The organism is Lentzea sp. NBRC 102530, from assembly GCF_030269365.1.
Taxonomy (GTDB): Bacteria; Actinomycetota; Actinomycetes; order Mycobacteriales; family Pseudonocardiaceae; genus Lentzea.
Window position 1 is genome coordinate 442,250 of sequence record NZ_BSTF01000004.1, and the last position, 23,637, is coordinate 465,886.

A 23,637-nucleotide genomic window follows, 5' to 3' on the forward strand; every position below is an offset into this window, starting at 1 on the left:
CCCGACCTGTCCGTTTGCGGAGGTAGGGTCCGGTATGGCAGCTGATCAAGAGAATGGTTCAGTGGCCGCCGCCCAGGGGGGAAACCTGGTCGTCGCCGAGGGGCCGTACAGCATCTGGGGACCGTCGGACACACCCGCGGTCATTTCCGAAACCGACACCGGCTCCTTGGAGCTGGGCGTCCGGTTCCGCGCCGACAGGCCGGGCCGGATCACCGGTGTGAAGTTCTACAAAGGCACCGGCAACGGGGGCACGCACGTCGGTTCCGTGTGGACGACGAGCGGCACCCGCCTCGCGTCCGCGACGTTCACGAACGAGACGGCGACGGGCTGGCAGACGGCGATGTTCGCCACGCCCGTGCAGGTCCAGGCGAACACGAGCTTCGTCGCCTCGTACTTCGCGCCGCAGGGCCGCTACAGCGCGAGCTACAACTACTTCACGACAGCGAGGGTCAACGGCCCGCTGCAGGCGCCGAAGTCGGTCCCGGGGGCACCGAACGGCGTGTTCAAGTACGGGGCCGCCAGCGCGTTCCCGACCTCGACGCACCTGAGCGCCAACTACTGGGTCGACGTGATCTTCGAACCGACCGAGCTGGACCAGGGCTTCGGCGGCCCGGTGCTGCTCGTCAAGTCGGACGCGCACCCGTTCAGCCGCTACTTCGCCGAAGTCCTGCGAGCGGAGGGCATCGGCTCGTTCACCACCGCCGATCTGTCCTCTGTGGACGCGACCGTGCTCGGGCAGCACGACGTGGTGGTGCTGGGCGAGGTCCCGCTGACCGCGGCGCAGGCCACGATGTTCACCGACTGGGTCAACGCGGGCGGCAACCTGATCGCGTCCCGCCCGGACAAGAAGCTGGCGGGCCTGCTCGGCCTGACCGACCTCGGCACCACGCTGAACAACGGCTACCTGCTCATCAACCCGGCCCAGGTGCCGGGTCTGCCGAACACCACGATGCAGTACCACGGCACCGCGGACCGTTACACGGCGACGAGTGCGACCACCATCGCCACCCTCTACAGCAACGCCACCACGGCCACCGCGAACCCGGCCGTCACCCTGCGCACGACCGCGGGCGGCGGCAACGCGGTGGCGTTCACCTACGACCTGGCCCGCTCGATCGTCCTGACGAGGCAGGGAAACCCGGCCTGGGCAGGCGTCGAACGGGACAACGACCCGCCCCTGCGCCCGGTGGACCTGTTCTTCGGCGCGAAGACCGGCGACGTCCAGCCCGACTGGAACGACTTCGCCAAGATCGCGATCCCGCAGGCCGACGAACAGCAGCGCCTCTTCGCGAACCTCCTGGCGACGATCAACCGCGCCAAGAAGCCCATCCCGAAGACCTGGTACCTGCCCAAGGGCCTCAAAACCGCCATCGTCATGGCGTTGGACGACCACGGCACCCCCGGCGGCACCCAGACCTACTTCGAGGAGCTGAAGGCCAACACCCCGGCCGGAGCCTCGTTCGACCAGTGGGAGACCCTGCGCGCCACGTCGTGGATGTTCGTCGACGGCGCCACCATGACCGACGCTCAAGCCGCGGCCTACAACAGCCAGGGCTTCGACCTGGGCATCCACGTCAACACCGGCTGCGCCAACTGGACCCCGGCGTCCCTGGAAACGACTTTCACCTCGGAACTGGCCCTCTGGGCGACCACCTACCCGAGCCTCCCGCCGCAGACGGGCAACCGCACCCACTGCATCGTCTGGAGCGACTGGGCCACCCAGCCCAAGGTCGAACTGGGCAAGGGCATCCGCATGGACCTCAACTACTACTACGCACCCAGCTGGTGGGTGAACAACCGCCCAGGCATGTTCACCGGCTCAGGCCTCCCCATGCGCTTCGCCGACCTCGACGGCACGATGATCGACGTCTTCCAGGTCGTCTCCCAGCTCGTCGACGAGAACGGCATGACCTACCCGGCCGCTATCGACACCATGCTCGACCGAGCCCTCGGCTACGAGGGCTACTACGGCGTCTTCGGCACGCACTACTACATCAGCGGCGACAACTTCGGCACGCAGATCATCACCTCGGCCAAGGCCAGGGGCGTTCCGATCATCACCGGCAAGCAGATCCTGGACTGGACCGACGGCCGCAACGCGTCGTACTTCTCCGCGATCGCCTGGAGCGGCAACAACCTCACGTTCACCGCCACCGTCGACAACCGCACCAACGGCATGCTCCGAGGAATGCTGCCGGTCCACTCGTCCAAGGGCGTGCTGACGTCCATCACGCGAGCCGGCACGCCGGTCACCTTCACCAGGGAGACCATCAAGGGCGTCACCTACGCCCTGTTCCCCACCGCGGCAGGCGCCCACACCGCCACCTACACGCCGTACACGTACCCGGTGTCGTTCTTCACCGGCGCCACCCCGGCCAACATCACCACCACCGACACCAGCGCGGGCGAGCTGGGCTTCAAGTTCACCCCGGCCGTCAACGGCAGGATCACCGCCGTCAAGTTCTACAAGGGCCCCCAGAACCTGGGCACCCACACCGTCAGCGTCTGGTCCTCCACCGGCACCCGCCTGGCCACCGCCACAGCCACCAACGAGACGGCGAGCGGCTGGCAGACCGTGCAACTGACCACCCCGCTCAACGTCACCGCGGGCACCACCTACATCGCCTCGTACTTCTGCCCCGGCGGCCGCTACTCCTACGACTACGACTACTTCACGCAAGCGAGGACAGCGGGCCCGCTGACGGCGCCGTCGACGATCGGCAGCGGCGGCAACGGCGTCTACGCACTCGGCAGCAACTTCCCGAACCAGACCTACCGCTCCCTGAACTACTGGGTGGACGTGGTCTTCACGTCGCCGTAGCGCCCGCCCGCTTCTCGTCGACGGGGCCGCTGACCTCGTCGACGAGAACTCGCGGCACGAGCAGATTTCCGCCGGCCTCTCGTCCGAGGCGTCTGCGACTTGAAATTTCGTTATCGGCATGAATATTCCAGTGCGACAGTATTCTTTTCATTGTGTGCCGCCAGCGGCCGCCCGCTGCTAGCATCTGGCTCCCGGTGTCGGACCTCGTCGTCGAGCCGCACAGAAGTTGTCCACGCATTGGATGTCAGTTCCCTCATGGTCGGTCCAGCCCTTGAATTCGAGTACGACGTCGTTCTTTCTTTCGCGGGTGAACAGCGAGAGTTCGTGGAGTCGGTGGCAGGTGCCCTGCGTGACAGCAAGGTGCGTGTTTTCTACGATGCGTTCGAGGAGATCGAGCTCTGGGGCAAAGATCTCCACGAACACCTGGCCTGGGTCTACAGCAAGGCAGCCAGGCATTGTGTCCTGTTCTCGTCTTTCGAGTACCACGAGAAGTTGTGGACCAACCACGAACGCAAGAGTGCACAAGTGAGGGCGTTCCGAGAGCACGAGGCCGACTACGTGCTGCCTGTTCGCCTGGACGACGCGGAGATCACCGGGCACTTCGCCGCAGTCGGCCACATCGACGCGAGAGTCGGTGATGACGGTGTCCGCAGGCGGACGCCCCGGGAGATCGCCGATCTCATAGTCAAGAAGTTGCCGCCGAAAGTTCTTCCCGCGCGCAAGAGTTACATCCCCGCGGAACCGGACGAGCTGTACCGCGCACTCGATGCCACCAAGAAGGCGCACAAGGTGGCCGTCAAATCTGTGGCCGGAACCTTCCTGGGCACGCTGGAGCGCATGTCCGTCGAAGAGCGGAGGCTCGTCCTGCGCGTCTTCCGAGACGGCTGCCAATGCGAACTCCCGAGCAACGTGCACGTCTTCCTGGACATGATCCGGCGCGACTTCGGCTATCAGCCCGAGACGACCATGGACATGCTCTACGGACTGACTTCCCTGGGTTTCACCGTCCAGCTGAAGGAGCGCTCACGAGAACGCGGGGGCAACCTCGTGGCCCTCGGCTGGCGAGACCGGCACGCGTATCAGGATTCCACCGTCTACGACTACGTGATGAGGAATTCTCTTGCGATCGCGATGTCCATGCTCGAACTCTCGCAGAGCAAGTTCTGCGCGCACCACGGCGACAAGGTGATGGAGGACCTGGACTTCGTCGGTTTGGCGACCGACGTCCCCATGGCGGAGCTGGAGCGCATCGCGGGCGTCAGTTGACTCCGCCGGCGGGGCCTGGCGCGTGACGGTCTCTGCTTCCGGGCGAGCCGTGATCGAGAACGACGAAGGCCCCCGACCTGGTGCAGGTCGGGGGCCTTCGGTCCAGCGCCCCTGGCAGGATTCGAACCTGCGACCTCGGGATTAGAAGTCCCTCGCTCTCTCCACTGAGCTACAGAGGCTGGAGGGGTGCGAGAGCGGCCACGAAGTGTGGTCGCCCGGTGCCCCCACCGGACACATCGTCCGGAGTCGATCGACCGTTTCCGCCCTACGACCAAATGGGTGACGAAAACTGTCTAAACGTGACGCGGATCACTTCCGTGGGGCCGTTGAGGCTCTCTCCACGAGGGAAACGCCGAGTCTCGTCGGCCTCGGCGGTCTCGCGCCGGCCAGTAACTTCAGTGCCAGTTCGCCGGCTCTGCGGCCCTTGTCGGCCAGGGGTTGACGCACGGTAGTCAACGGCGGGTCGCTGTAGGCCGCTTCGGGGACGTCGTCGAAGCCGACGACCGAAAGGTCCCCCGGGACGGTCAACGTCAGGTCGCGTGCTGCTTGGAGGGCGCCGAAGGCCAGTTGGTCCGACGTGCACAGCAAAGCGCTCGGGCGCGGCGTGCGGGTGAGCAGCCACCGCGCGCCTAGTCGTCCGAGCTCGCGATCACTGCCGCGCGCCTCCCACACCGGAACATTGTCCGGTTTCACCCCTGCTTTTTCCAAAGTGTCGAGGTAGCCGCCCAGTCGGTCGCGGCTGACGCGGAACGGCACGTCCGAACGGCGCTCGTGCGAGACCGGTCCGGATACTCCGTCCGGGCGCAGTGCGAACGTCAGGATGCCGAACCGCCGGTGGCCCAGGTCGAGGAGGTGCGTGGCGGCCGCGGTGCAGCCGGCGTGGTCCTGCACCTCGACGCGGGCGGTGTCGGGGAGTTCGGGTTGGTCGATCACGACCAGGGGGAGGCCACGGGTCGCCACGGCGTCGAGGGCGGGGGCCGAGTCGGGCAGTGAGTAGGCGACCATCACGTCTGCCTGTGCGCGCGACACGATCGATGGGCGTGGACCGCCCGTGGCGTCTCCTGGCATCAGCACGAGGCTGTGGTCGTGGCCGTCGACGGTCTGGGCGAGGCCGTCGAGCACGATCGACAGCGCCGGATCCGAGAACGCGCCGGACAGGCCCTGCGGCAGCATGAAGCCCACGGCCGCGGACGAGCGGGTGGCCAGCGAGCGGGCCACCGGGTCCGGGCCCGCGTAGCCGAGCGTGCGGGCCGTTTCGAGGATGCGTTCGCGCAACGACGACGACAGCTGGTCGGGCCGGTTGTACGCGTTCGACACCGTTGCCCTGGAGACCCCGACGGCGGCGGCGACGGTGTCCAGCGTCGGCCTGCGTCGGCGGTCGGAGTCCACAGACGCATCGTAGGCGAGAGATAGGACCCAGATCCCTGGTGTTGCTGAAGCGCTTCAGTCATGCTGGGTCGCATGTCCCCACGGTTGGCTGCGTTCGTCGCGTTCCTGTTGAACGGCGCCGTCTTCGGCACCTGGGCCGCCCGCGTGCCCGCGCTCGCCGAGCAGATCGGCGCGGAGGTGGGCAGCCTCGGGCTCGCGTTGCTCGGGGCGAGCGCCGGGCTGGCGTTCACGGCACCGCTGGCGGCCCGGTACTGCGCGGTGCACGGCAGCCGTGGCGCGCTGATAGCGAGCAGTCTCCTCAGTCCGTTGCTTCTGCCCGTGCTCGCCTTGTCGCAGTCAACGGTCCAATTCGGACTCACGCTCGTGGCGCTGGGGGCGAGCATCGCCGTGATGGACGTGTCGATGAACATCGCCGCGGTCGTCGTCGTACGGGCGTTGCAGCGGCCGTTGATGCCGCAGTTCCACGCCGGGTTCAGCGTTGGCGGTCTCATCGGGTCGTTGGGCAGTGCCGCCGCCGCACAAGCCCACTGGACGCCGATGCGGCACTTCCTCGTGGCGGCGTTCGTGGGCGTCCTTGTGACCGCTCTCATCGCGAAGTACATCCCCGGAGGCGTGGGGGAGCGTCATCGGGAAGAAGTCACCGAACGAGCGAACGTGCTCAAGAGCCCGGTCCTCTGGCTGTTGGCGTGCGTCGCGCTGTGCAGCGCCATCGCGGAAGGGGCGGCGGCGGACTGGTCGGCGTTGTTCATGGTGCGTGAGCGGGGCATGGGTGACGCTGCGGGTGCCTACGCCTATGCGGTCTTCTCGGTCACGATGGCGCTCGCGCGGTGGTTCGGCGAACCGATCCAACGCCGACTGGGCCCACACCGTCTGCTCGCGGCGGGCGGTGCGCTCGCGGCAACGGGCCTGGCGCTCGCCGTCGCGGTTCCCTTCCCGGTCGCGGGCTACGCCGGGTTCGGACTGGCCGGACTGGGGCTCGCGTTCTCGTTCCCGGTGGTCATGGACCTCGCGAGCGAGACCGGGAAGCGCGCGGACGGCAGCGGCGGCGAACGCGAACTTGGCCTGGTTACGACGATCGCCTACACGGGGTTCCTCGCGGGTCCGCCGATCGTGGGCGGGCTCGCGCACGTCAGTTCGCTCGTGCTGTCGCTCGGGTTCGTGGCGCTCGTCACGGCGCTGATCATCCCGGCGACCTGGCTCGCCAGGAGGGCCGCTAGGCCGGCGGCATCCGTTTGAGGGCTTCCTGGCGGAGCGGCTCCAGCGCCTTGCTCGCCTTGCTCTCGGTCGCGTTGCCACTCATGCCGATGGCGACCATCAAGGACTCCTCACGCGTGACGGCGATGGTGGCCGTGCACACCATGTCCTTCGTCTTGTCGTCGTCCTGACGGCCGCAGCTCAGCCACGTGGCGTGCTTGGACGTGTCGACCTCAGTGCCCTCGGGCTGCGCCTTCTTCGACTGGTCGAACGACCGGTAAGGCACCGCCACCAGCACGTAAGGGCCTTCTTTGAGGGTGTAGAGGCACGAGTTCGCGAGCTCGGTGCGCGGCACGGGGTTGAACTTCAGCGTGCCGATCGGCTTGAGGTCCTTCTCCGTCACCAGGGCGCACGGGTCGACTCCCGCGGTCTTGCGCGGCGTCGCGATGGCGAGCGGCGGCAGCGGTGCCGCGACCGGTTCGCCCTGGATGGAGTACGCGCAGCCGGTCAGCGAGAGCAGCACGAGCAGGAGAGGGAGAGAACGTCTCACACGGCCCAACACTAGAGGGTCGTAGGCTCCGGGGCGTGCCAATCGAACGCTCCACCAGAACGGGTTTGGTGCCCCTCGTCGCAATCGGCTTCGCGGTGGCCGCGCTCGCGGCCGTCGCGCTGAGTTCGTTCGAGATCAACCCGCCGGTCGGTGTGCAGATCGTGCGAGTGCTGACCGAGACGGGTGCGGTGGTGACCATCGGCTCGTTGCTGCTGGCGGCTTTCCTCGTGCCACCGCAGAAGTCGGGCACTCTCGCAGCGGACGGCTACGCCGCGATGCGCACGGCCGGGTGGTTCGCGCTCGTGTGGCTCGTGGGCGCACTTCTGTCCGTGCCGTTCACCACAGCGGCCGCGATCGATCGTCCAGTGAGCTCGTTCACGTTCAGCCAGATGATGGCGACGGCGATGCTGCTGGAGCAGTCGAAGGCGTGGCTGCTGACGGCGATCATCGTGGCGTTGCTCGCGTTGGGCTGCCGTCTGGTGCTGTCGTGGGGATGGACGACCGTCCTGCTGTTCGGCGCCATCCTGGCGTTGATCCCGGTCGCCGTCACGGGACACTCGTCGTCGGGCGGCTCGCACGACATGGCGACGAACAGCCTGCTGTTCCACCTCGTCGCCGCGGTGCTGTGGGTGGGCGGCTTGATCGCGTTGCTCGCGCACGGCAGACGTGGCGGCGCGCACCTCCCGCTGGCCGCCACGAGGTTCTCGAAGATCGCGCTGGTGTGCTGGATCGTGATGGCCGTCTCCGGCGTCGTGAACGCGTTGGTGCGCATCACCCCCGCCGACCTCGTCACCTCGACCTACGGCTGGCTGACGCTCGGCAAGCTAGCGTGCCTGCTGCTGCTCGGCGTGTTCGGCTACTTCCAGCGCGAACGCGGCGTGAAGGGCGTCGTCGACGGCAAGCCGCGCGCGTTGCTCAGGCTCGCCGGCCTCGAAGTCCTGCTGATGATGTTCACCATCGGCCTGGCCGTGGCGCTGGCCCGCACGCCTCCGCCCGGCGGCAGCACGGACCTGCCCAGCCGCACCGAGATCGCCATCGGCTACGACCTCGACGGACCGCCCACGTTCGCGGCGATCCTCTTCGACTGGCGCTTCGACCTGGTCTTCGGCACCGCGGCGGTGGCACTCGCGGTCCTGTACGTCCTGGGTGTGCGCAGGCTCGTCCAGCGCGGCGACAAGTGGCCGGTCGGTCGCACGGCCGCGTGGCTGTGCGGCTGCTTCTCGCTGCTGTTCGCGACGTCGTCGGGCATGGGCAAGTACTCGCCGGCGATGTTCAGCGTCCACATGGAGGCGCACATGGTGCTCTCCATGCTGACGCCGATCCTGTTCGTCCTGGGCGGACCGGTCACGCTGGCGTTGCGCGCGCTGCCGGTGGGCAAGGAGGTGCCGGGCCCGCGCGAGTGGATCCTCGCGTTCGTGCACTCGCCGGTCGCGCGCCTGCTGACGAACCCGTTCGTGGCACTGGCGTTGTTCGTCGGCTCGTTCTACGCGCTGTACTTCTCGGGGCTCTTCGAGGCCGCGTTGCCGTTCCACTGGGCGCACCTCGCGATGAACGCCCACTTCATCCTCGCGGGCTACGTCTTCTACTGGCCCGTGATCGGCGTGGACCCGGCACCGAACAAGCTGCCGCCGCTGGGCCGGCTGGGCCTGCTGTTCGCGTCGATCCCGTTCCACGCGTTCTTCGGCGTGGTGCTGATGAGTTCCGCGAACGTCATCGGCGAGCAGTTCTACCGGGGTCTCGCGCTGCCGTGGGTGCAGAACCTGCTGGAGGACCAGCGGCTCGGCGGCGGCATCGCGTGGGCGGCGGGGGAGATCCCGTTGCTGGTGGTGATGGTCGCCCTGCTCACGCAGTGGGCGCGGCAGGACGGCCGGGACGCGAAGCGGCTGGACCGCAAGGCCGACGCCGATGGCGACGCCGACCTCGAGGCCTACAACGCGATGCTGCGCAAGATGGCCGGGAAGGACTAGACCGACAGCGGCCTGCGGAACCCTCGGACCGCGAAGAACGCGCCGATCGCCGCGATCACGCCGCTCGTGACCAGCGCGCCGGCCACTCCCGTGACGGGGTGGGCGAGCGCCAGGCTGCGGGCGGCGTCGACCGCGTAGGTCAGCGGGTTGACCTTGGCGATCGCCTGCAGCCAGCCCGGCAGGCCGTTGATCGGCACGAACGCGCTGGACGCGAACATCAGCGGGAACATCGCCAGGAAGCCCACGGTCTGCATGAGCTCCGCCTTGCGGACCCACGCGGCGATCGCGATGAACACCCAGCTCAGCGCCCAGCCGACGACCAGGGCGAGGCCGAGGGCGGCGAGGGTGCCGAGCACACCGCCGTCCGGCCGGAAGCCGAACACCAGCACGCCGAACGCGATCATCAGCACGAGCTGGAAGGCGGTGCGCACGGCGTCGGACAGGTTGCGCGCCAACAGGACCGTGCTCGGGCGGATGGGCAGCGAACGGAACCGTGCGAGCACACCGTTCGACATGTCCTGCACGAGCCCGATGCCGGACGCGAGAGAGGACTGCATCGCGGTGTTCACGAGGATCGCGGGCAGCAGGAAGTCGATGTAACTCATACCCGGCGGGAAGTTCGCCGTGGACGTGATGCTGCCGAAGATCTGGCTGAACAGGGTCAACATGATCAACGGTTGCAGGATGCTGAAGAAGACGAGTGCGGGCGTGCGCAGCAACGCGCGCAGCGAACGGCCGGTCAGCACGAGGACTTGCGTCGGGTAACTGCTGCCGTGCCAGGTCAATGTCGCCATGATTTTCCCCTAGTTCGCGGCGAGCGTGAGGTAGACGTCGTCCAAGGTGGGCTCTTTGAGGCCGATCTCGTGTGCCTCCAAGCCGTTGTCGTCCAACGCGCGCACGACCGTCGCAAGGTCACGTGACGCGCTGACGGGCGTGGTGAGCGTGAGGCCCTCCGCGACCGGGTGCAGCCCAACGGAGTTGATGGCCTGCAACGCCTTGTCCACTTCGGACACCGAGTCGAGCGTCACGGTCACCGTGCGCTGGCCGACCTGGGCCTTGAGCTCGGCTGAGGTGCCCGAGGCGACGACCTTCCCGTGGGACAGCACGGTGATCGAGTCCGCGAGGCGGTCGGCCTCGTCCAGGTACTGGGTCGTGAGCAGCACGGTCGTTCCGTCCGCGACGAGCTTCTCGACGATCTCCCACATCGCGAGGCGGCTGGCCGGGTCGAGGCCGGTGGTCGGCTCGTCCAGGAACAGCACCTCGGGGTTGCCGACCAGCGACGCGGCCAGGTCGAGGCGCCGCCGCATGCCGCCGGAGTAGGTCTTGGCGTTGCGCTTGGCCGCGTCGGTGAGGTCGAACTGCTCCAGCAGGTCGTCCGCGCGGGCGTGGGCCTGGGCGCGGCTCGCGCCGAGCAGGCGGGCGATCAGCACGAGGTTGTCGTGACCGCTCAGCTGCTCGTCGACGGCGGCGAACTGGCCGGTCAGGCCGATGCGGCTGCGGACCTCGTGACTCTGCTTCACGACGTCGAACCCGGCGACCCTCGCGCTGCCACCGGACGGCGGCAGCATCGTCGTGAGGACGTTGACCAGTGTGGTCTTGCCGGCGCCGTTGTGGCCGAGGAGGCCCAGGACGGAGCCCTTCTTCGCGGTGACGCTCACGCCTTCCAGCGCGTTCACGTCACCGAACCTCTTGCTGACGTCGTGGGCCTCGATCATGAGCTCACTCATCTGGTCTCCCCCTTGAGCGCGCCGTGCAGGAAGAGCTCGACGACCTCGGCCGGTTCGGCGGCGGTCTGGCCGAAGCCCGAGCCCATGCGGTTCGTGAAGACGGTGCCGAGCAACATGCGCCCGGCGAGGTCTGGGCTGACGCGCAGGTCCGCGTCGTCGAAGAGGCGCGAGACGGCGTCGGACAGCTGCTGCATGCCGACCGGCGGCCCCTTGTGCTTCTGGTGGTCGCCGTCGTGCGGGTGGTAGCCGGACTCGCGCAACGTGCCGATGAGGCCCCACATGCGGTCGAGGTAGCCGCTGAACGCCGCCACTCCCGCGACGAGTCGTTCCTCCAGCGGCACGTCCGCCGGGATGGCGTCGAGGAGTGCGATCTCCTCGTCGGACCGCAGCGCGCGTTGCACGCACGCGTCGAGCAGTTCCGCCTTGTCCTTGAAGACGCGGAACACCGTTCCCTCCGCGATGCCGGCCGCGGCGGCGATCTGGCTGGTGGTGACGTTCGCGCCGGCCTTCACGACGAGTGGCAGCGTCGCCTGGACGATCGCTTCGCGGCGATCTTCCGGGCTCATCGCGGGGGCGCGGCGGCGGCGTGGTTCCTCTGACACGTCCGCAACTGTATGAGTGAGCACTCACTCATGTCAATGAGTGGGCGCTCACTCACTCGCGTCCGCTCCAGCGTCGCCCTAGCACGGACCACCGACAATTCCGGGGCGTGAAGCCGTTCAAGATCTCGACCTGTCCACAGCTCGCGAGTTGTCCACAGATCCGTCGCGACCCCGCCCGGCGCGTTCGTCCCCCGAGCAATCTGGACCACGACCCCGCGACCTGGAGGCGAGCCCGATGTCCTGGAATTCCACGATGATCACCTGCGTTGGCACTGTCGTCAGCGACATCACGTACAAACACGGCGAGGACGGCAAATCGCACGCGTTCTTCCGCATCAACTCGACCGAGCGCCGCTACAACACCGCGCTCGGGGAGTGGGAGGACGGCGAGGTCCTGTGGCTCGGCGTCACGTGCTGGCGCAAGCTCGCCGACAGCGTGAAGACCACGCTGTCCAAGGGCGATCCGGTGATCGTCCAGGGCAAGCTGCGGATCCGCACGTACGAGAAGGACGACGTGAAGCGGCAGGCGTTCAACCTCGACGCCATGCACGTCGGGTTGGATTTGAGTCGCGTGCAGTCACTGGGCGCCGCTCCGCTCGTTGAGCCTCGGGCCGCCGAAGATCTTGCCGAGGAACCGGTTCCGTTCTGATCCGTTCGGGGCAACCGTGTGCCGGACTTCGGGAAGCCACCCGAACGGGTAGCGCGCGCCGGAGAAGATGTACCCACCGAGATCCACGAAGAAGGAGGGAAGCTCGTAGATCGGGGCCGCCGAGGACCGATCGCCGACAACCGTTCACGTTCGAACGGAACGAGCAGGTCACCGACTCGCGTGACGCTGGTTCCGGGGGTGGGCGGCTGCTTGTCGGCGACCGAGGTCAGGAGCCTCCGGGCACCGCTCTACGATCGCCGCCATGGCCGAGTTCATCTACACCATGAAAAAGGTGCGCAAGGCGCACGGTGACAAGGTCATCCTCGATGACGTCACGATCATGTTCTACCCCGGCGCGAAGATCGGTGTGGTCGGTCCCAACGGCGCCGGCAAGTCGAGCGTGCTCAAGATCATGGCGGGGTTGGACCAGCCCAACAACGGCGAGGCGTACCTGTCGCCCGGCTACACCGTGGGCATCCTGCAGCAGGAGCCGCCGCTCAACGAGGAGAAGACCGTCCTCGGCAACGTCCAGGAGGGCCTGGGCGAGATCAAGGTGAAGCTGGATCGCTTCAACGAGATCGCCGAGCTGATGGCGACCGACTACTCCGACGAGCTGATGGAGGAGATGGGCAAGCTCCAGGAGGAGCTCGACCACGCCGACGCGTGGGACCTCGACTCCCAGCTGGAGCAGGCGATGGACGCCCTGCGCTGCCCGCCTCCGGACGCCGACGTCACCAAGCTCTCCGGTGGTGAGCGCCGCCGCGTAGCGCTGTGCAAGCTGCTGCTGAGCAAGCCCGACCTGCTGCTGCTCGACGAGCCCACCAACCACCTGGACGCGGAGAGCGTCCTGTGGCTGGAGCAGCACCTCGCGCAGTACACCGGCGCCGTGCTCGCCGTGACCCACGACCGGTACTTCCTGGACAACCTGGCCGAGTGGATCCTCGAGATCGACCGCGGCCGGACCCACCCGTACGAGGGCAACTACTCGACGTACCTGGAGAAGAAGGCCGAGCGCCTGGCAGTCCAGGGCAAGAAGGACCAGAAGCTGCAGAAGCGCCTCAAGGACGAGCTGGAGTGGGTGCGCTCCGGCGCCAAGGCCCGCCAGGCCAAGTCCAAGGCGCGACTCGACCGCTACGAGGAGATGGCGGCCGAGGCGGAGAAGACCCGCAAGCTCGACTTCGAGGAGATCCAGATCCCGCCGGGCCCGCGTCTGGGCAACGTCGTGGTCGAGGTCGACAAGCTCAAGAAGGGCTTCGGCGACCGGGTCCTGATCGACGACCTGTCGTTCACGTTGCCGCGCAACGGCATCGTCGGCGTCATCGGCCCGAACGGCGTCGGCAAGACGACGCTGTTCAAGACCATCGTCGGTCTCGAGAAGCCGGACAACGGCGACGTGAAGGTCGGCGAGACGGTCCTGCTGTCCTACGTCGACCAGAACCGCGGCGGCATCGACCCGAAGAAGAACGTGTGGGAGGTCGTGTCCGGCGGGCTCGACTACATCCACGTCGGCAACGTCGAGATGCCCTCGCGCGCTTATGTCAGCGCGTTCGGCTTCAAGGGGCCGGACCAGCAGAAGCCCGCGGGCGTGCTGTCCGGTGGTGAGCGCAACCGCCTGAACCTCGCGCTCACGCTCAAGCTCGGCGGCAACCTGATCCTGCTGGACGAGCCGACGAACGACCTGGACGTCGAGACCCTCGGTTCGCTGGAGAACGCTCTCGAGCAGTTCCCCGGCTGCGCCGTGGTCATCTCCCACGACCGGTGGTTCCTCGACCGCGTCGCCACGCACATCCTCGCGTGGGAGGGCACCGACGAGGACCCGTCGAAGTGGTACTGGTTCGAGGGCAACTTCGAGGGCTACGAGAAGAACAAGCTCGAGCGCCTGGGTGCCGACGCGGCTCGTCCGCACCGTGTCACGTACCGCAAGTTGACACGGGACTGAGAGGGCAACGGCGACGTCGTGGCGGCGAGGGGCGAGACGCAGGCGAACGTCGAGGTGAGCACGCTGGTCGTGCCCGCCTGGATGCTGCGTTGGCGCGCACCGGAGCTCGCTCTGGTGCTGGGCGAGCGCGCGGTCGCGCTCGCCTCGACCCGCCGCGACGAGGCCGACCGTCTGCGGGCGGAGTCGCTGGTGGTCTTCGCGGGCAACCGCGTCGGCCGCGGCGTCCGCTTCGCGGACCGGGCGATCGACGCCCTGAAGGCGGCCGAGAAGGCCGGTGAGCACGAGACCGGGTGGTTGCTGCGGGTCGAACTCGCGGAGTGCGCCCGGTCCGTCGGAGCCCCGCTGACGGGGTTCGCAGCGGTCGCGCCGGTGCTCGAAGCGCCGGACGTGCCCGCGGAACTGCGGGCGTCGGCGCTGGTGCAGGCCAGCGAGTGCCTGGTGACGGTGGGCCGCGGCGACGAGGCCACGCTGGCCCTCGCCGAGGCCGACCAGCTCTACGTCGCCGACACGACGCTCGACGAGGACGCACGTCTGCTGCTGCGCGGGATGATCCGCGCGGTGCAGGCCGCGCAGCACCGCAGGTGGGGCGATCTCGCCGCCGCCATCGGGGCCGCGCGGGAGGGCCTCGACCTGCTGAGCAGGTTCTCGGATCCGGCCGCGGACAGCGGTCAGGGCGTCGCCCGGCTCACGCTGGAACTGGCGCTCTCGCTGATGGACGCGAACCGCCTGCTCGACGCCACCGACGTCGGCACCCCGGTGCTGGAGCGTCCGGTGCGCGCGCCGTCGGCGTCCGACACGGGCTGGCTGCGCCTCGCGCTCGCCACCCGCGTGCACCTGCCCGCCGGCCGGGTCGCGCTGGCCCGCGAAATGCTGCGGGAGGCCGCGGCGAGCGCCGAACGCCACCAGCTCGACACCCTGCTCGCGGAAAGCCTGCTCGCGCTGGCCCACGTGCACGAGGTGTCCGGGGAACTGGCCGACGCGCTCACGAACCTGCGTTCCGCCCACGCCGCCGAACGCCGCCGCGCCCGCGCCGTCTACGCGGTGCGCGCCCGCCTCGCCGCGGAGTTCTCCGGCGTCCACCGCCAGCCGGCCGACCTGCACCAGCAGCTGGCGAGCCTGCTCCGCCCGGTCGAGGGCATGCAGGTGGTCACCGACGGCGTGCTGTCCGCCGCACTGAAGCAACAACTCCGGCAGTGGCGCCCGGTCCAGGTCCGCAAGGGCGATGGGCTGAACAAGCGCGTCCGGCGCGCTGCCGAGGACATGACCGTGGAAGGTTTGTCCGCGGCCCGCCAGCACGCCGCCGACCGGTGGCGCATGGTCCAGCCGTTCGGCGAACCCGATGACAAGATGCCGGAATCCGTGGAACAGCCACCCGCCCCCCTGCCGTCTTCCCCTTCCCCCTCTCCGTCCGACCGCACCGTCCCGGCCTCGGGCCTGATCGCCTCGGCGGGCGCCATGGTGAGCGGCCGCCGACGGGCCGCCCGAGTGGCCGCGGGCGAGATCGACGACCGCCCGACCACCATCGCCGAGATCCCGGCGGTGCCCGCCGATCCCGAAGCGCCTGCCCCGTCGGGGCAACAGCCCCCGCTGACCGTGGAGCAGGAGCGCAAGCGCAAGGTCGAGCAGCAGCTGATGGAGCTGCAACGCGAGGCCCGCCGCCAGATCGAGCAAGAACGCCAGGCCCGCGCCGAGCAGCGGGCCCAGGCGGAACGCGAAGCCCAGGCCGCCGAGGAAGCCGCGCGGCAGGAGCTGGCCAGGCAGGACGCGGCGCGCCAGGAGGCCGCCCGCCTGGAAGCGGCCCGCGAGGAGGCAGCCCGCCACCAGGCGGCACGCGAGGAGGCCGCACGGCAGGAGCTGGCTCGCCAGGAGGCCGCCCGCGAGGAGGCCGCGCGTCAGGAAGCCGCCCGCGAAGAGGCCGCCCGTCAGGAAGCGGCCCGCCAGGAGGCCGCCCGCGAAGAGGCCGCTCGCCAGGAAGCGGTCCGCCAGGAAGCCGCGCGCAAAGAGGCGGCGCGCCAGGAGGCCGCGAGGCAGGAAGCCGCCCGCGAGGACGCTCTGCGCCAGGAACTGGCGAGGCAGGAAGCGATCCGCCAGGAGAACGCCCGCAAGGAGGAGGCCCGCCGCGAGGCCGCGCGTCAGGAAGCGGTCCGCCGCGACGTGGCCCGCCAGGAAGCGGCGCACCAGGAGGTGGCCCGCCAGGCCGTGGAGCGCGAAGCGGTGGCGAAGAAGGCCGCCGCCCGCGACGACGAGTCGAGACCGCAGCCGGAAAGCGTCCTCGACATGCTCAAGGCCCAGGGCCTGCGCGCGGGCGGCCGCCGTCGCCGGGCCCAGGAAGCGGAGCAGCAGGCGGAAACCCCGTCGTGGCGGGTGGAACCGCCGTCGTCCTCGTCCCAGGACGAGCCGAAGAAGGACTACTTCGCCGACGCGGGCGCCCCACCCCGCCCGAGCTACTTCACCGACCACGACACTTCGGACACCGCGACCCGCTCGTCCCTCTCGGCGGCGTTCTCCCGCCCGCCCGCGGCCCCGGACTTCGGGCCGCACCAGGACGCCGAGCCCGCCTACCCGCTGCACACCCCGGCAGTGGGCTTCCCCGCGGCCTCCCAGGACCCGGACGAGCGCAAGCTCCCGGACCTGGACTTCAGCAGCCTCGACTTCAGCACCCCCAAGGCAGCGACGGCCTCGGTCCCCACCCCGCCGGCCGACACCCCGAACCCGGACGAGAAGCCGCTCCCACCGCTCCCGGACGAGGTGCCGACGGTCCCCGCCCCGCCCGAGATCCCGGCGCCGCAAGAACCGGACCTGCTGTCGACGACGTTCCTGAGCTCAGCGGACGTGGAGGACGACGACACCCCGCAGGCCCCGGCCGCTCCGGTGCAGGCGCAGCAGCCCGAGCAGCCGCAGCCCACCTTCGGCACGCAGACGGGCTTCGGCAGCCAACTCGGCTACGCCGAATCCCTCTACGGCTCAAGCGAAAGCCCCGAGAACCCGGCCTTCGGCACGCCCAGGGGCACGGACGGTGGCTTTGGCGCGAGCCAGGCCGCGGAGTCGGGCTTCGGCGCGGGTCAGGGCGCGGGGCAGGGCACGGACGCGGGCTTCGGTGCGGGTGACGGGGCCGGCGTGGGCCTCGGCCCGTCGGGGCCGGGGGCCAGCGAGAGCAGGGACGCGGGCTTCGGCGCGGGGGAAGGCACGGGCCCGGGGTTCGGTGCCGGTCTCGGTGCGGAGTCGGGTTTCGGCGGTGCCCGCAGCGAGGAGTCCGGCTCTGCCACCAGCTACGGCTACGGCGCGGAGGCGGGGTTCGACTCCGCCTCCGGCACGAGCTCCGGCTACAGCCGGCCTGACACGGCTACCTCGTCCGACCAGCACACCGCATCGGACCAGCACACCTCGGCCAGCGAGCACACCTCGGCCAACGAGCACACCTTCGTCGGCGAGCACTCCTCCGCCGGCGACCAGGCCTCGGCCGGTGCCGGCATCGAGGAGAGGAAGGGCGAGCCCACCGGGGTCGGCGTCGACGTCGACGCCCCGACCGAGACCGGCTTCGGGCCGGTCGGCGAGCCCGGCGCGGACCCGTCGTACGACTTCTTCGCCACCGAGGGCTCAGCTCCCGCGGGTGAGGGGTCCGGCGCGGCCAGTGCGGTCGAGGCCGGGGACGCCGACAACGGCGGGCGGCCCAGCAGTCGGCGCCGGCCCAGCGAGATGAGCCTCGCCGACCTGCTGGCCGAGGCGTTGGTGGCGTACGAGACGGGGCGGCGTTCCGACGAGGAGCAGCTCGAGGTCGCGGACCTGGCCGCGCCGAACTGGGCCGCTGTCGAACCGGCGCCCGCCACCGAACCCGCCACCGAACCCGCCACCGAACCCGCCACCGAACCGGTGAAGACGGCGGACGCGCTGGGCGTGGCGTCCGGTTCGGACGGGTTGTTCCGGGCTAGAGCCGCGTTCGACGAGCAGCAGCAGCAAGCCGCGGGTCCGGTGGAGTCGGAGCAGGAGAAGACGGGGCCCATCGTGCCCGTCGGGGTGCCGACGGACAGTGAGACCACGGGTCCGATTCGTCGGGTCCGACCGGATGGGCCGCCGGGGTGGACGCTGCCGGCCAGGTGAGGTGGTCAGCGCCACACCTCAAGCCTTGCCCAAACCCGGCCGGGTGGTTCGAGACGGGCCTCGCGTGGGCACCTGGTCGGTGGAGGTGCGGTGTTCGCGGGACGGCGAGGAGTGGTCGGGGTGGCGGTTCGGCGGTGGTCACGACCTCGCTGGCCCCATGATCGGATGAATGCTGTGCGGGGAAGGGCGCGGAGGCCGGCGGGGGATGCCGGGTTCCGCGGTCGCCCACCGCTGTGGAATGCCTTGTCGCCACTGATGATGTGACTCGATTCAGCCCACGATTCAGTGGTCCGTCAGTGCCCCTCCCGTTGCCGGTGACGGCCGCCACTCCATCTATGGTGGGGCCGGACCCGGCACACAGAGGTGCCGGATAGCGTGGAGTCGCCTGAAGATGACCTCGACTGGAGCCCCGACCCGAACCGACGACGTCTCCGCGGCCCCCGCCGCGGGTGATGGAAGTCCAACGGCCAGTCCTGAGCAGGTCCGTGACGAATTGATCGAACGGGCCGCCGCCAATGCCCCCGAACTCGCAGACCTGATCCGTTTGTTCTACCGCCACGTGCCCGCCGAGGAAGTCAACGACGACGACCCGGTGGACCTGGTCGGTGCGGTGCGGTCGAACTACCAGCTCGCCGAGAGCCGCGTTCCCGGACGCGCCGCGGTGCGCATTCTCAACCCGACGCGCGGGACCGACGGGTGGCAGTGTCCCGTCACCGTGGTCCAGGTCGTCACCGACGACATGCCCTACCTCGTCGACTCGGTCGCGTCCGAGCTGACGCGGGGTGGTGTGCAGGTGCAGCGCGTCGTGCACCCGATCGTCGTCGTGCGGCGGGACCCGGTCACCGGTGAGCGCACCGAGGTGCTGCCGACCGCCGACCCGGCTGATCCGCCCGCGGACGCGCTGGCCGAGTCGTGGATGAACATCGAGGTCGACCTCATCACCGACCCCGACCGTGCCCGCGAGCTCGAGACCCGGCTGCTGACGGTGCTGACCGACGTCCGCGAGGTGGTCGAGGACACCGATCGCATGGTGACGACGGCCCTGCAGCTGGCCGAGGAGCTGGGCAAGGACTCGTCCACGGGCACCACGGACGGCGCGAACCTGCTCAGGTGGCTCGCGGACGGGCACTTCACGTTCATGGGCTACCGGCAGTACGAGCTGGTGCAGGAGGACGGCGAACCGGCGCTGCGGGCCGTGCTCGCGAGCGGGCTCGGCGTGCTGCGGCAGGACAGCCTCGCCGCGCGCAGCCTCACCGCCGGCCCGGACAAGGGCGAGCAGGCCCTGAGCCCCGAACTGCTGGTGCTCACCCAGGCGAGCGCGCAGAGCAGCGTGCACCGCAGCGTCTACCCCTACTACGTCGGCGTGAAGACGTTCGACGGCGAGGGCAACGTCACCGGCGAGCACCGCTTCCTGGGCATCTTCAGCACCACGGCGCTGCACGAGAACGTCCTCGACATCCCCGTCGTCGAACGCCGCGTGCGCGAGGTCATCCACCGTGCCGGCTTCCCGCTGCAGTCCTACTCGGGCCAGCGGATGCTCGAGGTGATCCAGAACTACCCGCGCACCGAGTTGTTCTCGGTCGACGCGGAGACGCTCTACCAGACGACCACGGGCGTCATCGCGCTCGCGGAACGCCGCCGGCTGCGGTTGTTCCTGCGCCGCGACCCGTTCGGCCGGTTCTTCAGCTGCCTGGTCTACCTGCCGCGCGACCGCTACACGACGACCAGCCGCCTCGCGATGCAGGAGGTGCTGCTCGCCGAGCTCGGCGGCCTGAACCTCGAGTACAGCGCGCGCATCGGCGAGTCGGCGCTGGCCCGCGTGCACTTCATGGTGCACACGGACCCGGCGCGCACGCTGGAGCCGGACGTCGCGGCGATCCAGGCCAAGCTGGCCGAGGCCGTTCGCAGCTGGGACGACCGCATGATCGAGGCCGTCGTCGGCGACGAGGGCGACCTCGGTGCCGAGTCGGCCACCGAGCAGGGCCAGCGGTTCTCCACGGTCTTCCCGGAGGCCTACAAGGAGGACTTCCCGGCCAGCACGGGTCTGGAGGACTACCGGCGCATCGAGGCGCTCGTCGAGGGTGGCCTCGACATGGTCTTCTACGTGCCGGAGGACGCCGAACCGGGCGAGCGGCGCTTCAAGCTCTTCGTGACCGGCGACGGCATCACGCTGTCCGATGTGCTGCCGATGTTGCAGCGCATGGGCGTCATCGTGGTCGACGAGCGGCCGTACGAGATCGCCCGCGAAGACGGCGTGCAGTGCTGGATCTACGACTTCGGCCTGCGCATCGACAAGGCCGCGCTGGCCCAGCTGTCCGAGGCGGACCTGGACAACGTCCGGGTCCGGTTCCAGGACGCGTTCGCCGCCGTCTGGCGCGGTGAGGCCGAGGTCGACAGGTTCAACTCGCTGGTGCTGCAGGCCGGGCTGACCTGGCAGCAGGCCGCGATGCTGCGCGCGTACGCGAAGTACCTGCGCCAGGCGGGCACGCCGTACTCGCAGGACTACATCGAGGACGCGGTGCTCAGCCACACCTCCGTGGCGATCGCGCTGGTCGCGTTGTTCGAGGCCCGGTTCAACCCGGCGCTCGACGACACGACGCGTGCCGCGCACACCGAGGTGATGGTCACCGAGACCGGCAAGCTGATCGACGACGTGACGAGCCTCGACGCGGACCGCATCCTGCGCAGCCTGCTCAGCCTCATCAACGCCACGCTGCGGACGAACTACTTCTTCCGCGACGCGGAGGGCAACGCCCGGCCGTACCTGTCGGTCAAGCTCGACCCGCAGGCGATCCCGGACCTGCCGCAGCCTCGGCCGAAGTTCGAGATCTTCGTGTACTCGCCGCGGGTCGAGGGCGTGCACCTGCGCTTCGGCTCCGTCGCGCGCGGTGGTCTGCGCTGGTCCGACCGCCGCGAGGACTTCCGCACGGAGGTGCTCGGCCTGGTCAAGGCGCAGGCCGTGAAGAACGCCGTGATCGTGCCGGTCGGCGCGAAGGGCGGGTTCGTCGTCAAGAAGCCGATCGCCCCCACCGGCGACCCCGGCATCGACCGCGAGAACTTCATGTCCGAGGGCATCGCCTGCTACAAGATGTTCATCTCGGGCCTGCTCGACCTCACCGACAACCTGATCAACAACGAGGTCGTGCCCGCGCCGCAGGTCGTGCGCTACGACGCCGACGACACGTACCTGGTCGTGGCCGCCGACAAGGGCACCGCGACGTTCTCCGACATCGCGAACGGCGTGAGCCAGAGCTACGGCTTCTGGCTGGGCGACGCGTTCGCGTCCGGTGGCTCGATCGGCTACGACCACAAGGCCATGGGCATCACGGCCAAGGGCGCGTGGGAGAGCGTGAAGCGCTCGTTCCGCGAGCTCGGCGTGGACACGCAGACCGAGGAGTTCACCGTCGTCGGCATCGGCGACATGTCCGGTGACGTGTTCGGCAACGGCATGATGCTGTCCAAGCACATCCGGCTCGTCGCCGCGTTCGACCACCGGCACATCTTCATCGACCCGAACCCGGTCGCGGACACGTCGTTCGCCGAGCGCGTGCGGCTGTTCACCGTGCCGCGCTCGTCGTGGGACGACTACGACCGCTCGCTGATCAGCGAGGGCGGCGGCATCTTCCCGCTCACGGCCAAGTCGATCCCGATCTCCGAGCAGGCCCGCGTCGCGCTGGGCCTGCCCGAGGGCGTCACGAAGCTGTCCCCGCCGGAGCTCAAGAAGGCGATCCTGCTCTCGCCGGTCGACCTGCTCTGGAACGGCGGCATCGGCACGTACGTGAAGGCGTCGACCGAGTCGCACGCCGACGTGGGCGACAAGGCGAACGACTCGATCCGCGTCGACGGCGCCGAGCTGCGCGTCAAGGTCATCGGCGAGGGCGGCAACCTGGGGCTCACCCAGCGCGGCCGCATCGAGTTCGCGCGCAAGGGCGGCAAGGTCAACACCGACGCCCTCGACAACTCGGCGGGCGTCGACTGCTCCGACCACGAGGTCAACATCAAGATCCTGCTGGACCACCTGGTCCGGGAGGGATCGCTCGACCAGGTGCAGCGCAACGAGGTCCTCGCGGAGATGACCGACGAGGTCAGCGACCTCGTGCTGGCGGACAACTACTCGCAGAACAACGTCCTCGGCGTCAGCCGGGCGCACGCCGCCCCGATGCTGTCGGTGCACGCGCGCCTCACGGCCGACCTGGAGGCGCGCGGCGCGCTCAACCGCAAGCTGGAGGCCCTGCCGAGCCCGGCCGAGTTCAAGGCGCTGGAGAAGAAGGGCGAGGGCCTCACCTCGCCCGAGCTCGCCACGCTGCTCGCGTTCACCAAGCTCACGCTCAAGGAAGAGCTGCTCGCGAGCGACATCCCGACGATCGACACGTTCGCCCGCAAGCTCCCGGACTACTTCCCGAGCCTGCTGCGCGAGCGCTTCGGCAACGAGATCCCGAACCACCCGCTGGCGCGCCAGATCATCACCACGGTCGTCGTCAACGAGGTCGTGGACGGCGGCGGCATCTCGTTCGCCTTCCGCCTGGCCGAGGAGATGAGCGCGTCGGCGACGGACGCGGTGCGCGCGTACGCCGTCGTCACCCAGGTGTTCGACCTCCCGTCGATCTGGCGCGAGATCGAGGCGCTGGACAACGTGGTGGCGACCGACGTCCAGGACAGCATGGTGCTGGAGACCCGCCGCCTGCTCGACCGCGCGTCGCGCTGGCTGCTGTCCAACCGGCCACAGCCGATCGCCGTGGGTTCGACGATCAACCGCTTCCGCAGCGTGGTCGAGGAGCTCAGCCCGTTCGCCTTCGACCTGTTGAAGGGCAAGGAACTCGACGTGGTGGCGGCCAAGGCCGACCGCTACGTCGAGCAGGGCGTCCCGGCCGAGCTCGCGCGCAAGGTGGCGGCGCTGCTCTACATGTACGGCCTGCTGGACGTCACCGAGATCGCCGAACTGGCCGAGCGCGAGTTCGGTCCGACCGGCGGCGCGGGTCCGGAGCGGTCGCACCGGGAGACGGCCGAGCTGTACTTCCAGCTGTCCGACCACCTCGACATCGACCACATGCTGGACTCGGTGACGAGCCTGGAGCGCGGCAACCGCTGGCACGCGCTGGCCCGCCTGGCGCTGCGGGACGACTTCTACTCGTCGCTGCGGGCCATCGCCGTCGACGTCCTGCGGGCGAGCGACGAGGACGACACGGCGACCGAGAAGATCGAGAAGTGGGAGCAGGCCAACGCTTCCCGCCTGGCCCGGTCCCGCGGTGCGCTGGAGGAGATCAACCGGGTGCACCAGCTGGACCTGGCGACCCTGTCCGTGGCCGCACGCCAGGTGCGGAGCATGGTCAGGTAGGACAGAGCGAAAAGAACCGGGGCGCCGCGGAATCCCCTCCGCGGCGCCCCGGTTTTCTGTCGTGCCGAGGAATCCCCTCCGCGGCACGACAGCTCGTTCC

The 23,637-nt window shown here is 69.3% G+C and carries 13 protein-coding genes and 1 tRNA gene; 8 read left to right on the forward strand and 6 right to left on the reverse strand.

The features are described 5' to 3' along the window. The first annotated feature begins 61 nt into the window (after nt 1-61). Together QSK25_RS13595 and QSK25_RS13600 are read left to right on the forward strand one after the other, a co-directional pair. Complete coding sequence (locus QSK25_RS13595; RefSeq protein WP_285638546.1) at nt 62-2,821, forward strand: DUF4082 domain-containing protein; 2,760 nt, start codon at nt 62-64, stop codon at nt 2,819-2,821. A 255-nt stretch (nt 2,822-3,076) separates the two neighbouring features. Continuing rightward, a complete protein-coding gene (locus QSK25_RS13600; RefSeq protein ID WP_285638548.1) occupies nt 3,077-4,087 on the forward strand; it encodes a TIR domain-containing protein in 1,011 nt (336 codons plus the stop codon). 106 nt (nt 4,088-4,193) lie between these two features. Here the strand turns inward: QSK25_RS13600 and QSK25_RS13605 are convergent. Together QSK25_RS13605 and QSK25_RS13610 are read right to left on the reverse strand one after the other, a co-directional pair. Further along, a tRNA-Arg gene (locus tag QSK25_RS13605) sits at nt 4,194-4,266 on the reverse strand. Nucleotides 4,267-4,396: 130 nt separating this feature from the next. Then, complete coding sequence (locus QSK25_RS13610; protein WP_285638550.1) at nt 4,397-5,476, reverse strand: LacI family DNA-binding transcriptional regulator; 1,080 nt, start codon at nt 5,474-5,476, stop codon at nt 4,397-4,399. Between the two features lie 72 nt (nt 5,477-5,548). On the opposite strand from QSK25_RS13610, the gene QSK25_RS13615 reads away from it, so the two are divergent. Then, on the forward strand, nt 5,549-6,712 hold the full coding sequence (locus QSK25_RS13615) for an MFS transporter (protein WP_285638552.1): 1,164 nt from the start codon (nt 5,549-5,551) through the stop codon (nt 6,710-6,712). On the opposite strand, the gene QSK25_RS13620 is transcribed toward QSK25_RS13615, so the two are convergent. Further along, nucleotides 6,690-7,220: a hypothetical protein gene (locus tag QSK25_RS13620; protein WP_285638554.1), complete on the reverse strand. Its 531-nt coding sequence runs from the start codon at nt 7,218-7,220 to the stop codon at nt 6,690-6,692. The two genes, QSK25_RS13615 and QSK25_RS13620, sit on opposite strands and share 23 nt — an antisense overlap. Nucleotides 7,221-7,285: 65 nt before the next feature. Here QSK25_RS13620 and QSK25_RS13625 point away from each other — a divergent pair, with 65 nt between their 5' ends. Further along, on the forward strand, nt 7,286-9,187 hold the full coding sequence (locus QSK25_RS13625) for a bifunctional copper resistance protein CopD/cytochrome c oxidase assembly protein (protein ID WP_285638704.1): 1,902 nt from the start codon (nt 7,286-7,288) through the stop codon (nt 9,185-9,187). Here QSK25_RS13625 and QSK25_RS13630 read toward each other — a convergent pair. Genes QSK25_RS13630 through QSK25_RS13640 form a run of 3 tightly spaced genes read right to left on the reverse strand, consistent with a single transcriptional unit; the run spans nt 9,184 to nt 11,516 of the window. Then, nucleotides 9,184-9,981 carry an ABC transporter permease gene (locus QSK25_RS13630; RefSeq protein ID WP_285638556.1) on the reverse strand — a complete coding sequence of 266 codons (798 nt, stop codon included), beginning with the start codon at nt 9,979-9,981 and terminating at the stop codon, nt 9,184-9,186. The genes QSK25_RS13625 and QSK25_RS13630 overlap by 4 nt on opposite strands. A gap of 9 nt (nt 9,982-9,990) precedes the next feature. After that, complete coding sequence (locus QSK25_RS13635) at nt 9,991-10,914, reverse strand: ATP-binding cassette domain-containing protein (RefSeq protein WP_285638558.1); 924 nt, start codon at nt 10,912-10,914, stop codon at nt 9,991-9,993. After that, nucleotides 10,911-11,516, reverse strand: coding sequence for a TetR/AcrR family transcriptional regulator (locus QSK25_RS13640; protein WP_285638560.1), 606 nt, complete (start codon nt 11,514-11,516; stop codon nt 10,911-10,913). Before QSK25_RS13640 ends, QSK25_RS13635 begins: the two co-directional genes overlap by 4 nt. Before the next feature lie 253 nt (nt 11,517-11,769). On the opposite strand from QSK25_RS13640, the gene QSK25_RS13645 reads away from it, so the two are divergent. The 4 genes from QSK25_RS13645 to QSK25_RS13660 all read left to right on the forward strand — a co-directional run bounded on the left by QSK25_RS13645 (nt 11,770) and on the right by QSK25_RS13660 (nt 23,537). After that, the gene (locus QSK25_RS13645; RefSeq protein WP_285638562.1) at nt 11,770-12,165 is read left to right on the forward strand and encodes a single-stranded DNA-binding protein; all 396 of its coding nucleotides are present in this window, start codon (nt 11,770-11,772) and stop codon (nt 12,163-12,165) included. A 262-nt stretch (nt 12,166-12,427) separates the two neighbouring features. Then, nucleotides 12,428-14,104 carry an energy-dependent translational throttle protein EttA gene (ettA, locus tag QSK25_RS13650; protein WP_285638564.1) on the forward strand — a complete coding sequence of 559 codons (1,677 nt, stop codon included), beginning with the start codon at nt 12,428-12,430 and terminating at the stop codon, nt 14,102-14,104. A gap of 18 nt (nt 14,105-14,122) precedes the next feature. Beyond that, a complete protein-coding gene (locus QSK25_RS13655; RefSeq protein ID WP_285638566.1) occupies nt 14,123-18,202 on the forward strand; it encodes a histone H1-like repetitive region-containing protein in 4,080 nt (1,359 codons plus the stop codon). A 391-nt stretch (nt 18,203-18,593) separates the two neighbouring features. Next, nucleotides 18,594-23,537, forward strand: coding sequence for an NAD-glutamate dehydrogenase (locus QSK25_RS13660; RefSeq protein WP_285638567.1), 4,944 nt, complete (start codon nt 18,594-18,596; stop codon nt 23,535-23,537). The last annotated feature ends 100 nt before the right edge of the window (nt 23,538-23,637 follow it).